Source organism: Polaromonas sp., assembly GCF_029945685.1.
In the GTDB taxonomy this organism is placed as follows: Bacteria; Pseudomonadota; Gammaproteobacteria; order Burkholderiales; family Burkholderiaceae_C; genus Polaromonas.
Window position 1 is genome coordinate 103275 of record NZ_JAQSDA010000016.1, and the last position, 12048, is coordinate 115322.

General features: G+C 61.7%; 14 protein-coding genes. All 14 read right to left on the reverse strand.

Annotation, left to right across the window (positions count from 1 at the left end; all coding sequences use genetic code 11):
• Positions 1-53: 53 nt before the first annotated feature.
• The 14 genes from cheA to fliE all read right to left on the reverse strand — a co-directional run bounded on the left by cheA (position 54) and on the right by fliE (position 11979).
• Positions 54-2120 (reverse strand): chemotaxis protein CheA, encoded by a 2067-nt coding sequence (cheA, locus tag PSV26_RS11435; RefSeq protein ID WP_300570736.1) that lies wholly within the window; start codon positions 2118-2120, stop codon positions 54-56.
• A 76-nt stretch (positions 2121-2196) separates the two neighbouring features.
• On the reverse strand, positions 2197-2559 hold the full coding sequence (locus PSV26_RS11440; protein WP_300570739.1) for a response regulator: 363 nt from the start codon (positions 2557-2559) through the stop codon (positions 2197-2199).
• Between the two features lie 6 nt (positions 2560-2565).
• A complete protein-coding gene (gene motB / locus PSV26_RS11445) occupies positions 2566-3498 on the reverse strand; it encodes a flagellar motor protein MotB (protein WP_300570742.1) in 933 nt (310 codons plus the stop codon).
• Positions 3499-3519: 21 nt separating this feature from the next.
• Positions 3520-4383, reverse strand: coding sequence for a flagellar motor stator protein MotA (motA, locus tag PSV26_RS11450; protein WP_096698983.1), 864 nt, complete (start codon positions 4381-4383; stop codon positions 3520-3522).
• A 25-nt stretch (positions 4384-4408) separates the two neighbouring features.
• Positions 4409-5065 carry a flagellar transcriptional regulator FlhC gene (gene flhC / locus PSV26_RS11455; protein ID WP_300570746.1) on the reverse strand — a complete coding sequence of 219 codons (657 nt, stop codon included), beginning with the start codon at positions 5063-5065 and terminating at the stop codon, positions 4409-4411.
• Between the two features lie 54 nt (positions 5066-5119).
• Positions 5120-5452, reverse strand: coding sequence for a flagellar transcriptional regulator FlhD (gene flhD / locus PSV26_RS11460; protein ID WP_300570749.1), 333 nt, complete (start codon positions 5450-5452; stop codon positions 5120-5122).
• Positions 5453-5727: 275 nt separating this feature from the next.
• Positions 5728-5988 (reverse strand): EscU/YscU/HrcU family type III secretion system export apparatus switch protein, encoded by a 261-nt coding sequence (locus PSV26_RS11465; protein WP_300512444.1) that lies wholly within the window; start codon positions 5986-5988, stop codon positions 5728-5730.
• 31 nt (positions 5989-6019) lie between these two features.
• Entirely contained in the window at positions 6020-7375 is a 1356-nt protein-coding gene (locus PSV26_RS11470; RefSeq protein WP_300570752.1) for a flagellar hook-length control protein FliK, read from the reverse strand.
• A complete protein-coding gene (locus PSV26_RS11475) occupies positions 7372-7713 on the reverse strand; it encodes a flagellar protein FliT (RefSeq protein ID WP_300512338.1) in 342 nt (113 codons plus the stop codon). Before PSV26_RS11475 ends, PSV26_RS11470 begins: the two co-directional genes overlap by 4 nt.
• Before the next feature lies 1 nt (position 7714).
• Positions 7715-8191 (reverse strand): flagellar export chaperone FliS, encoded by a 477-nt coding sequence (gene fliS / locus PSV26_RS11480; protein ID WP_300570755.1) that lies wholly within the window; start codon positions 8189-8191, stop codon positions 7715-7717.
• 13 nt (positions 8192-8204) lie between these two features.
• Complete coding sequence (gene fliD / locus PSV26_RS11485; RefSeq protein ID WP_300570758.1) at positions 8205-9641, reverse strand: flagellar filament capping protein FliD; 1437 nt, start codon at positions 9639-9641, stop codon at positions 8205-8207.
• 23 nt (positions 9642-9664) lie between these two features.
• Entirely contained in the window at positions 9665-10024 is a 360-nt protein-coding gene (locus PSV26_RS11490; RefSeq protein ID WP_300570760.1) for a flagellar protein FlaG, read from the reverse strand.
• A 133-nt stretch (positions 10025-10157) separates the two neighbouring features.
• A complete protein-coding gene (locus PSV26_RS11495) occupies positions 10158-11492 on the reverse strand; it encodes a FliC/FljB family flagellin (RefSeq protein WP_300570763.1) in 1335 nt (444 codons plus the stop codon).
• 169 nt (positions 11493-11661) lie between these two features.
• A complete protein-coding gene (gene fliE, locus PSV26_RS11500; RefSeq protein WP_300570766.1) occupies positions 11662-11979 on the reverse strand; it encodes a flagellar hook-basal body complex protein FliE in 318 nt (105 codons plus the stop codon).
• Positions 11980-12048 lie beyond the last annotated feature (69 nt).

Below are 12048 nucleotides of genomic sequence, written 5' to 3' on the forward strand. Positions count from 1 at the left end.
GCCGTTTCCGTCCAGGCCGGACGTCCGCCTGCGGACCGGGCACCAGGGTTGGATCAGCCCGGTTCCTGCCCGGTCGCCTGACGGCTCGAGCCTCGCTGGCCGGCCTTCTCGCGGTTGATCCGCTGGACTGCAACAACATCGATGATCAACGCCACGTTGCCGTCGCCGAGAATCGTTGCAGCGGAAATGCCCGGCACCTTGCGGTAATTGGTTTCCAGATTCTTGACCACCACCTGGTGTTGGCCGACCAGTTGATCCACCAGCAATGCAAAACGTGTGCCATCCGCCTGGACAATGACCGCAATGCCCTGCATCGGATGGCTCACCGCATCGGCGACCCCGAACAGCTTGTGCAGCTCGATCAGCGCCAGGTATTCACCGCGTACATGCATGACATGTTCTTCGCTGGTGATCGAATGGACATCTTTTTCCAGCGGCTGCAGGGATTCGATGACGTAGTTCAGCGGAAGGATGTAGATCTCCTGGCCAACCTTGACCGACATGCCGTTGAGGATGGCCAGCGTCAGCGGCAGCACGATCCTGATGGTCGTGCCCTTGCCTTGCGCGGACGCGATTTCCACGTGGCCACCCATTTCGTGGATATTGCGTTTCACCACGTCCATGCCCACCCCGCGTCCGGACACGTCCGTCACGGCCTCTGCCGTGGAAAAGCCGGGAGCAAAAATCAGCTGCCAGACTTCGTCATCGGAAATCGTCTCGCTGATGGCCATGCCCTGCTGTATCGCCTTGGCGAGAATCCTCTCCCGGACCAGCCCGCCGCCGTCGTCCTTGACCTCGATCACGATGCTGCCGCCCTGGTGCTGCGCCGACATGGTCAAACGCCCGACCGGGTCCTTGCCGGCGAACACCCGGTGCTCGGGACTTTCGATGCCGTGGTCCAGGCTGTTGCGGACCAGATGGGTGATCGGGTCGATGATCCGCTCGATCAGGCTCTTGTCGAGCTCCGTTTCCTTGCCGACCGTGATCAACTGGACCTGCTTGCCGAGCTTGGCCGACAGGTCGCGGATCAGGCGCGGAAAACGGCTGAAGACATAGTCCATGGGCATCATCCGGATCGACATCACCGATTCCTGCAGATCTCGGGCGTTGCGCTCCAGATGACCCATGCCGCTGAGCAGGCGTTCGTGCAGCACCGGGTCCAGCGTCGAAGCGGTCTGCGTCAGCATCGACTGGGTGATCACAAGTTCACCGACCAGGTTGATGATCTGATCGACCTTTTCGACATCCACCCGGATGGAACTTGACTCCTTGGCACTCCCTGCCACGGCGCCCACGGCAGCACCCGCGGTGGGCTTGGCCGCGACCGGTGCAGGCGCAGAAGTCTCCGTGGAAACCGCCTGGCCCTCCGGGATACCGGTGTCCGGGATCACCGTTGCGGCACCGGGAGCGGCCAGGGGCTCCGTGCTGATTTCCATCTGATCAGCCTCGATGATGAAGCAGCAAACCGCAATGATGTCGTCGGCGTCACAGGTGGTCTTGAGCCAGATGCTCAGGCTGTCCTCTGTCTGGGTTTGCGCGATCACTTTTCCCAGATTGGCCAGCTCACCGCTCAGCACCCGGCAATCGTCCTCCGAGACTTTCAGAAAACGCACTTTCAGGGTCTGCCCGTCCGTGGCGTCTGCCGTCTCGGCTGCAGGCGGAGGCGGAGCCGGTGCCGGTACGGCGACTACCGCCTGCGCCGGGGCTGCAGCAGGTCCGGCAGCCGATCCGCCCACTTCCTCCTGGGCCAGCTGCCGCAACACCTCGCAGATTCGCGCGACCGTGTCGCGGTCAGGTTCGCCGCCGTCCCGGTAGGCACTCATTTGTTTTTGCAACACGTCTTTGGTCTCCAGAAAGGCATCCATCAGCCTGGTGTTCAGTTTGAGTTCGCCGTGGCGCGCACGGTCGAACAGGTTTTCAAGCAGGTGCGTGGTGTCCGTCAGCGCCAGAAAACCAAATGTCGCTGCGCCGCCCTTGATCGAATGCGCGGCACGAAAGATCGCATTGAGGTGTTCGCTGTCCGGCGCCTCGAGGTCGAGCCCGAGAAGCAGCAGCTCCATCTCGGCCAGCAACTCGTCGGCCTCCTCAAAAAATGCCTGGTAAAACTGTGTGATATCCATCGCGCTAGGTCTCTCGTATTTGGGTACTGTCGCCCCCGGTGGGCGACAGGTGCCACCCGTCGGGGGAGGGGCGGTCTCAGGCCATCAGGCTGCCCACCACGGCCAGCAAGGTGTCGGATTCGATGGGCTTGCACAACCAGCCGGTCGCGCCGGCCTTTCTCGCCTCTGATTTGCAGGCGTCATTGCTGACCGTGCTCAGAATCAGGATGGGCACCTGCGCGCAGTCGGACCGCTGTCGCAGCTGGCGCGTCAGCTCGCCACCATCCATGGGAATCATGGTCCAGTCGGTCAGCACCAGGTCAACCGCGACCTTGTTGACCTGTTCCAGCGCAGCACTTCCGTCTTCGGCCAGCAACACGGTGTAACCTGCCTGCTGAAGCACAGCGGAGTTGAGATGGCGCATGACGGCCGAATCGTCAACGACCAGTATGGTTTTCATGTTCATTTAGATACGGCCTCCCGGCTTTGTGGTTGTGGCATCGAGCGCGGCTTGTTTGCCAGCCCCCGGCTTGACGCCGATCTGCTTGAGCGCGGAAGTGGCGATGTTGCTGTTTTCTATGTCGGCTTGCGCACGTCGGTTCAGCACCACGATGCTGATGCGGCGATTGACCGGCGCATACGGGTCCTCCTTGTTCAGGTGCACGCTCGACGACACCCCGACGACCCGCAGCACCTTCGTATCCTGCATGCCGCCGGCAAGCAGTTCCCGCCGCGAGGCGTTGGCCCGGTCCGCCGACAATTCCCAATTGCTGTAGGACTTGTCCCCCTGCGTGTACACCGTTGCGTCGGTGTGCCCGGAGAGTGTGAGTTTGCTGGGTTGTTCGTTGAGCACCGGGCCGAGTTCGCGCAAAATGGCGCGCATGTAGGACGCCACCACGGCGCTGGAGCGGTCGAACATCGGCCTGTTGCTGCTGTCGACGATCTGGATCCGCAGGCCTTCGGGCGTGATGTCGATCAGCAGCTGTGGCCGGAACTGCTTGAGCACCGGGCTGGACTCGATCATGTCGTCGAGCCGCTGCTTCAGGTCCTCCAGGCGCTTGGCATCATTCGGATCGTTGCTGCTCTCCTCTTCGGACTTCTTGACTTCCCCATCCACACGGGAAGTCGGATCGGAGCCGCCGCCCGGAATCACACTGGTGCTGTTGCTGCTTTTCTGGCCCCCGTTGATGGCCACCTTCAGGGGCATCTTGAACTGCTCCGCAATGCCTGCCAACTGCTTGGGCGACGAGGTGCTCAGCAGCCACATGACCAGGAAAAACGCGAACATGGCCGTCATGAAGTCGGCAAACGCAATCTTCCACGCGCCGCCGTGGTGGGCGGCGGCCCGCACCGGCCGCTTGATGATGATGATGGGACGTTTGCCACCGGCGTCGCTCATGGCAGACTCCTCCCGCCCGCCTTAGCGGCTCTTGACGTCACGGACGTGCTCGTCAAGCTCGGTAAACGACGGGCGTTCGGTCGAACACAGAATCTTCCGGCCAAATTCCACGGCCAGCTGCGGCGCATAGCCGTTCAGGCTGGCCATCAGTGTGACCTTGATGCATTGGTAGACCTTCAGGGACTCGACCACCTTGTGCTCGATCAGTGTGGCCAGCGGTGACACGAAGCCATAGGCCATCAGGATGCCGAGGAAGGTGCCGACCATCGCATGCGCAATCAACTGCCCCATCTCCGCAGGTGGCAGGTCGGCAGATGCCAGCGCATGCACCACGCCGAGAACCGCAGCCACAATGCCCAGCGCCGGAAGCGCGTCGCCGACCCGCATCAGGCTGTGCGCGGGAACCTCGGCCTCGTGCTTGTAGGTCTCGAGCTCGTGCTCCATCAACTCCCCGATCTCGTGCGCATCGGTGTTGCCGCTCACGATCAGGCGCAGGTAGTCGGTCATGAACTCCAGCACCCGCTCGTCTTTCAGGATGACCTGGTAGGGGGCGAAAATGGGGCTGTTCTGGGGGTCGTCAATGTCCGACTCCAGCGCCATCATTCCTTCCTTGCGGCCTTTGGACAGCAACACATACAACAGTGCCAGCAGCTCCATGTAAAGCGCCTTGTCGTGCTTCTTGGAGTTGCCCAGCAGCTTGGGAAGCTGCTTCATCGTGGCGCGTATGGTCTTGCCGTCGTTGCCCGCGATGAATGCTCCCACGGCGGCCCCGCCGATAATCAGCACCTCCAGGGGCTGAAACAGCACGCCGAAATGCCCGCCCATCAGCGCATACCCGCCGAACACGGACCCCAGCACAACCATATAGCCAACAATTACCAGCACAGTGTTCTCCCGCTAATCATTCAAATCAGGCGGCAGGCAGGCCAGCCGTCTGTGACCCGCGCGCGCCGTTCATCACGTCCGCCAGCCATTGCGAGGAGGACGCCGACGCCGCGCGCTGGTTGCCGGTAACGGCGACCGGCAGGTCGGCATGGTCGTGCTGGAGGCTGATCTTGCGTGTCTTGCCTGCGCGCGAGGGCGGGCGGCACAACACGCAGACGTAACCGGACTGGGAGTCGTGGGCATGGGCGACAAAGAGGCCCGTGCAGCGGGTGCAAGTGCTCAATTGCAACATGTCACTGTCAAAGAAACGCACCAGTGTCCAGGCCCTGGTGAAGTCAAGAACCGGCTCGCCGCCCTGCTGCTGCACCTGCTCGAGATAGAGCCGGTAGCTCTTGATGATGGCCGGAATCCGGGTGCACCCCCCATGCGTAATCATGAAGCGGTAGATGTTGTAAAACATCGACGAGTGGATGTTCGACATCCAGGTCATGAACCAGTCGGTGGAGAAAGGCAGCAAGCCTTTTGGGGGCGAAGCGCCCTTGATCTCCTTGTACAGCTTGATCAGGCGGTCCCGGCTCAGGCTGGTTTCGGCTTCCAGGAACTGCAGGCGGGCACCCAGCTTGATCAGGTCAATGGCCAGGTGGATTTCACGTGCCTCCAGGATGACGCTTTTAGCGGCCATGCGGACGGCTCCCGAAAAATGGAAGCGCAGCGGCGGTGCAGACAGGGCCCGACATCACCGGGCCGCCTCAACCTGCTGGCCGGACAGCAAAATGGCGGTGTGCGCCTGCTGCAGGGCCATGTTTTTTCCGTCCAGCGTCAGGGCCGACAGGATGGGCTGGTCGTCAAACCTGAAGCGGCACAGCAGCAAGCTGGAGCCGGCCAGCTTCACAATCTGCGAAAGCGACAGGTTGCCGAGCAGGTCGGCCAATTCCCGGCTCATGCCCAGCCGGAACATGGCAGAGGCAACGTCTTCCCTGACCAGTCGCTGGGCAAGCAGCAGGTAAGCCAAATTCAAATCACCAATCTCGTTGGGGGTACCGGTTTCAACCACGTCTGAGCTCCTCATATATATCTCGTCATGTTTGCGGAGAGGCCAAAAAATCAAAAACGCTGGCTTCATCACATTTCCGCGTTATCACAGATTTTTTATCATTTATGTCAGTAAAAATCTGCTTTGCAATTTTTAACACATCAACTTTAAAACTTACACATAAGAACCAAATTTATCACTTGAGTATCATTTTTACGTCAATTATCAGATAAATGAGCTCACACGGACAGACACAACATAACTTATGGTTATTTAAAAAGTCTTTCTAGCGACTTAACAGCCATTAGTGCCTACCTCTGCTGCCTCTCAAGTTGGTGCACCCAAGCCAGCATTTGCGCGACGGCCAGGTACAACTTGGGCGGGATCTGGGAATCGAGGTCCACATGCATCAGCAGTTTCACCAGATCAGATGAGGTGTGGACATACAAGCCGCTTTCCTGCGCGCGCCGGACGATGGCCTCAGCCGCCGCGCCGTAGCCCTTGGCGACGACCTTCGGCGCAGCATTTCCGACTGCAGCAGAGAGCGCAACCGCGCTTGGCCTGGCGGACATCTGGCTTTCGGCCACGGGGCTCTGGGGGGGATTAAGCGGCATCGTCTTGTCCCGGCGTATCCAATGCCGCGGTGTCTTCCGCCACGGCGCCGATCTGCAACTCGGTCAACTGCAGTCCCAACGCATCGAAGCGATCTGGCAACACATCGCGGCCCGCGTCGAGCAGCGCAACGGTGGCCTTTTCCGACGCCACGAGATGCAGCCGCAGTGCGGTGTCTGCAAGGCTCAAACGGAGGTCCACGGTGCCCAGCCTGGGCAATTGCATGGTGATCCGGGTGGTCCAGGTGGACACTGCCGGGATATCCCCCTCGTCACCGCGACCCTTCTCCCCCTCCTGTTCCTGCTGCTCGCCGCGCTGCTCGCGTATTTCCCAGTCCATGGGCATGCCCGGCCAGCCTTCGCCGCTCCAGCGAAAGACCGGCAGTGCCAGCATCTCGAGCTGCTGGCGCACCAGCGCAACAGCCTCCGGATGAATGGCTGCGACCGGTTCGCCACGCTTTGGAACGGGTACGGAGCCTGTGCCGGAGCTCCAATCGGTGAATTCCTGTCCGCCAGCACCATGCAGGGTGGTCAGCGCGCTTTCCGGCATCCCCACACGGCTGTAGGCCGCGGCAAGTTCGGCTGTTTCCGGGTGAGCAGCCCTGACCGATGGCTGCTGCCCGCGGTCCGGAGCAGCACCGGCTTCGGCACTGCTGTCTGGTGAATCAGGGGCAGCGTCCTGCTGCGCTGCCACAAGCGCTTGCGTACCGAGGCCGGGCAATACAGAAACAACACCCGTGACCGCCACGGCAGAGGCCGGGACGGCTGGCACCGGAAGGCCTCCGGCACGACGGGGAGCCAGATCCGGCTCTGCGAGGGACGCAGCCGGAACGGTCATGACACGTCTGCCGGCAGACGACAGCCCCGCCTGCGGCTCCTGCACCATCTGGGCCAGCGTGCGCGTACCGGCGACATACTGCTGCAAATGAGATTCGTAAAACAGGCCTGAGCCGGCCACCGTCCGGGCCAGCGTCGCGGCCAGGGCGGGAACCGCCAGCGTTGGAGCCTGCGGCGAGAGGGGTACCACTCCGCGAACGGCAGGCACTGAATCCGCCGGCAGATTCAGGATGGTGCTGACCACACGGGCGGCGGCACTCAGGGTCACGGCACCGCTTGCCCGACCCGAGGCGCTGCCATGCCGGCCGTCACCCCTGTCGGGGAACACACCGGCCAGCTGGCGCTGCAGGGCTTCGCGCGATGGCAAGCGGACGTCATTGCTGATTTTTTCGACATTTGTCACAGCGCCAGGACCGGCAATTTCAACCTGCGCCTTCAGCGGTACCAGGTCCACGCGCTGCCCCAGCCGCGTGGCCAAAAGGGTATCGACCAAAGGCGTCACACCGCTCATGACAATACATTACCCTGACCATAGGCACGCTGAAGGCTCTGCTGCTGCTCCAGGCTCTGCATCACTGTCACCAGCTTGGTGAGTTGGGGCATGACCATGCCGAAAATCTCGCTGGAATTGGCAGTGATCCGGCTCAGCAACTGGTACTTCCGTGCCAGCTGCGCTTCGTCCAACACATGCAAGGGTTCGATTTCCCTGAGGCGATCCACCATGCCGCTGTACTGCGTCTCCAGCGCGGGCAACTCGGCCCACTGCTTGGTGCGGGCCAGGATCAGCATGCGCTCGGTCAGCGGTGCAATCTGCTCGTAGCAGTGCATGACTTCACTTTGGGAGCCCATGTCACGCTCCTGCAGAAAAACGGGCCGCCCCGGGCGCGGCGTCGGCAGCCGGCAACGGCCGGGACTGCTGGGGGTCGATTTCGCGCCACGCGGAGCTGATGTTGTCCAGCAAGCGGTCGGCCTCGTCGAGCAGCGCAGGGTCGTTGCGCAGGTTGGCAAAAAGAAGGCGCTGGGTGACATAGTCGTAAAACGCCGACAGGTCGGCCACCAGTTCGGCACCGGCCATGCCGCCGGCGTCGGGGTCCAGGCTCGCTTTCAGGCCGTTGTCGACGATGTTGATGGCCTTGGAAATGGCTTGGCCCTTGGCGCTGATGTCGTTGTTGGCCATGTGGTGACGCGCCATGGCAATGGCCGTTTTGGCGCCATCGAACAGCATGGTGATCAGCTGGTGCGGGGAGGCGCTCATGGCCCCGCTTTCAGTGCCGACCTTGGCGTAGGCGCTTGCGCCCGAATTGTAGGAGTGGGAGGGGGTGTACATATAGCCTTCAGGTCTATTTGCTTGAACTCATGTTGGCGAACTGCTGCGTCAGGTAATTAGAGGTGGAGGTCATGCGGGAAACCATCAAGTCGAGCTGGGTAAACTGCGCCCGGTAACGTGCCACGGTGGCCTGGACCCGGGTTTCGGTGGCGGCGTACTGGTTGTCCAGGGATTTCAGGGTGGTCTTGACGCCCGTGGTGGCGGCATTGAGCATGCCGCTGGCACCGGTGAAGGTGTCGACCAGCGCCGACACCTGCTTGCCCACGCCCGCGCTGCCGCCGGCCCCCGCAAACAGCTCCGCGAAAGCACTCCGGTTGTCTGCAAAAGCGGTCTTCAGCTTGCCGGTGTCCAGAGTCAGCGTGCCGTCCTTCTGAAAACTCACACCGACTTTGGACAGGACCTTCAGTTCGCCGACCTGCGGCGTGTTGAGCGCGGCCCGAATCCTGGTCTGGATGGTGCGCAATGTCGAATCGCCAACCAGCGGTGCGCCGGTGTTTTTTTCCGTGTCGTATCGGCTCAGTTGGCCGGCCGTGGCCTGCAAGCTGTTGTAAGCAGTGACAAAACTGCTGACCGCGCTTTCCACCGAACCGGTATCACGGCTGACCGTCAGGGTGCTGGTACCCGTCTTGGCCAGCGTCATCGTGACACCCTGAACCGCTTCCGCCACCGTATTGGTTTTCGACGTCACGGCGATGCCGTTGACCTTGAGGGCTGCGTTGCGGGCCGCTGCGGTCTGCTGCAGGGCCTGCGACGCGGAGGGGTCATGGTTCAGCAGCCCCTGCAGGCTGGCGTCGCCCGTCACGGCAATACGCATGCTTGACGCCTCCCCCGTCTGATTGGAGCTGAGGACCAGGCGGTAGGGCGATGCACCGCCATCGTTGACGATGCTGGCCGTCACCCCCATGGAGGCATTGCCGTTGATGGCGTCGCGCAGGCCTTCGAGCGAATTGTTGCTGTCGTCGATCACGATGGATTGCGCCGCGCGGCTGGCATCCGGCGAAAAACCTGCCCCGCTGTAGGTGCCGGTGACCGGATCGAGCGTGCCGCCGGAGATGCTGCCGAAATCAAGCGCCACCGTGCCTTTGCCGATGACGGCCTTGGGGTCCATCACCCCGGCAGCAGCCAGCGATTGCGACTGTGCCAGCTGGGTCACCTCAATCGAGTAGCTGCCGGCGACACCCGTCGCCGAAGCGGAGGCCGCCAGCACGTCGGTCGCACTGGAGGCGGCCTTGACACCCTGGAACAGGTTGGCGTCCGCCAGTTTGCTGGCTGCCGACTGGAAGCTGCTGAGCGCGTTCTGCAACGTGCCGTACGCGGACAACTTCGCGGTGTAGCTGATCTGCTGCTTCTGAAGCATCACCAGCGGCTGGCTTTCGGCTTTGGTGAGACTGGTGAGCAGGCCGCTCAGATCGAGATTCGATCCGACACCCAAACTTGCAACTGAGGCCATGAAAACTCCTGAACTTTCCTGAATTAAGCGGTCTGGTGAACCAGCAGGCCCTGCAGCCTGCCCAGCGCCCGGGAGATGCGCACCACCTCTTCCGAAGGCATCTGCCGGATCAGCTCGCCGCTGTCCACGTCCACCACCTTGACGATCATGGTGTCGGCTTCCTTGTCGAATTCAAACTGCACGCCAATGGAGGCCATCCTCAGGGTCTGGTTGATCTCGGCCAGCGCGGCACGCTCCTGCGCCTGTCCGGGCGCCGACTTTTTGCCAACCGGGGCAGTTGCCGCTGGTTCGGCCGGCATGCCGGCATTTCTGCGGGGCCCCACGGAGGAAGGCATAGCTTCGCGCGACGAGGCGGTGGTCACGGCGTTGGCGGGAATCGTCACAGCTTGCTCTCCTGAAAATTTCGCTAGGCACTCCCGCCTGATACCAGGCGGGACGGCTTAACGCAGGCGGTCGGACCGCCTGAATTGCACATAAAGCCAGCAGCGTGCGCCCGGGGACGCACGCTTTTGGCGATTAACGCAGCAGGGACAACACGCCCTGGGTGGTCTGGTTGGCCTGGGCCAACACCGAGGTACCGGCCTGTTGCAGGATGTTCGCGCGCGTCATGTTGGACACTTCGGTTGCGTAGTCCGCGTCTTCGATGCGTGAACGCGAGGAAGACAGGTTGGTCACCGTGGTGCCGAGGTTGGAAATCACGGAGTCAAAACGGTTCTGCACAGCACCGAGGGAGCCGCGCAGATCGTCGACCTGCTTCAGCGCCGCATCAATCTTGGCCAGCGGATTCGCGGTAGCTGCACCCGTGAATTCAGCCGTCTTGGTCTGGTCAGCGTCGGTGCTCAACTCAATCACCACGGCGCCAGCAGCGATGGCCGTGGTCGTTCCGCCACCATCAACCAGAGCTTCCGTATCAATTTCTGTGGTGGTGTAGTTTTTGCCCTGCACGGTGGTAAAGGCTGTGACCGCACCAGCAGCGTCAACACCCACCTTCACGGGCGCAGCGGCCAAGGTCACAGCGCTGGCGGTGGCAATACCGTTTGCACCGTCAGCGAACTTGATGACGGCCGTGTTCAGGGTGACGGCGCCAGTGGCGCGATTCACGGACGCCGCGTAGTAGTCCTCGCCAGACTTGACGACAAACTTGCCCGTGCCAGCACCGGCGGCGGTCTGGACTTCATGCAAGGACAGATCGGCAGCTGCAACCGTCGAGCCGGTGGACGTGCTCAGGGTTGTGGCAGCGGAAGACAGGCTGACGTTGGACGAAGCCGTACCTGCCGCGTTGTTAACCGCGCTAATGGCGCCGCCGACGGGCAACTCATTGTTGGACACCGTCAGTGAGTTCAGCGCAAGACTGGTGGAGTCGATTTTCTTGAGGTTGATGTCGATGCGTTCGCCATCGTTAGCGCCGACCTGGACCGACAGCTTGTTGTTGGCAGCCAGCACTTTCACGCCGTTGAAATCGGTTTGAGCAGAGGTGCGGTCAATTTCTTCAAGACGCTGGGTAATTTCAGCCTGGATCGAGGCTTTGTCAGCTGCGGAGTTGGAGCCGTTGGCGGACTGGACAGCCAGCTCGCGGATACGCTGCAGGTTGGTATTGACCTCAGTCAGTGCGCCTTCCGTGGTTTGAGCCAGCGAGATGCCGTCATTGGCATTGCGCTGCGCCTGGGCCAGACCCTTGATGTTGGAGGTGAAGCGGTTGGCGATCGCTTGGCCGGCGGCGTCATCCTTGGCGCTGTTGATGCGCAGGCCGGAAGACAGGCGCTGGATCGCGGTGTTCAGCGATGACTGCGACTTGTTGAGGTTGTTCTGCGTGAGCAGGGAAAGCGAATTGGTATTGATGACTTGGGCCATGAGGGACTCCTGATTGACAAAGGTTGTGGACTCCGGCTAACTTGCCGTCACGTTGGCCTTGCTTGCCGAGACAGTCTGCAAGCCACCGTTATTCAAGTTAACGGCCAGACCCGGAAAAACCTTTAGCGCCAACGCCAAAAAAGACCCCCTTCGCCAGGCTGCCCCTCTGTCAGGCAGGCATGTTCATGATTTCCTGGTAGGCAGCGACCACCCGGTTACGCACCTGCAGGCCCATCTGGAAGCCGATGCCGGCCTTTTGCATATCCACCATCACGTCGTTGAGCGCCACCCCGGGCTTGCCGAGTTCGAAGTCCTCGGCCTGTCTGGAGGCGGTTTGCTGGGCGTCACTGATGCGGTCCAGCGATTTGCGCAGTTCGCCTGCAAATCCGCCACCGGCCACCTCGCCGCTCACCGCCGAAGGATGACCCGAAGTCTGGGCAAGAACCCGCATTTGCTGCAGGACGGACTCAATAGAAGATATCGCCATGGTGTTTTCCTGGCGCCTGTGCGCCCATTGCTTGATGAACGGCTTGAAGCGTACCAGCGGGTCAGGCGG

Excerpts from the sequence above, each read along its gene's own strand:
- PSV26_RS11470 (WP_300570752.1), bottom strand. The coding sequence starts at position 7,375 with ATGAGCGGTGTGACGCCTTTGGTCGATACCCTTTTGGCCACGCGGCTG.
- PSV26_RS11475 (WP_300512338.1), bottom strand. The coding sequence starts at position 7,713 with ATGGGCTCCCAAAGTGAAGTCATGCACTGCTACGAGCAGATTGCACCG.
- fliE (WP_300570766.1), bottom strand. The coding sequence starts at position 11,979 with ATGGCGATATCTTCTATTGAGTCCGTCCTGCAGCAAATGCGGGTTCTT.
- flhC (WP_300570746.1), bottom strand. The coding sequence starts at position 5,065 with ATGGCCGCTAAAAGCGTCATCCTGGAGGCACGTGAAATCCACCTGGCC.
- fliD (WP_300570758.1), bottom strand. The coding sequence starts at position 9,641 with ATGGCCTCAGTTGCAAGTTTGGGTGTCGGATCGAATCTCGATCTGAGC.
- PSV26_RS11440 (WP_300570739.1), bottom strand. The coding sequence starts at position 2,559 with ATGAAAACCATACTGGTCGTTGACGATTCGGCCGTCATGCGCCATCTC.
- PSV26_RS11495 (WP_300570763.1), bottom strand. The coding sequence starts at position 11,492 with ATGGCCCAAGTCATCAATACCAATTCGCTTTCCCTGCTCACGCAGAAC.
- cheA (WP_300570736.1), bottom strand. The coding sequence starts at position 2,120 with ATGGATATCACACAGTTTTACCAGGCATTTTTTGAGGAGGCCGACGAG.
- motB (WP_300570742.1), bottom strand. The coding sequence starts at position 3,498 with ATGAGCGACGCCGGTGGCAAACGTCCCATCATCATCATCAAGCGGCCG.
- PSV26_RS11465 (WP_300512444.1), bottom strand. The coding sequence starts at position 5,988 with ATGTCCGCCAGGCCAAGCGCGGTTGCGCTCTCTGCTGCAGTCGGAAAT.
- flhD (WP_300570749.1), bottom strand. The coding sequence starts at position 5,452 with ATGAGGAGCTCAGACGTGGTTGAAACCGGTACCCCCAACGAGATTGGT.
- fliS (WP_300570755.1), bottom strand. The coding sequence starts at position 8,191 with ATGTACACCCCCTCCCACTCCTACAATTCGGGCGCAAGCGCCTACGCC.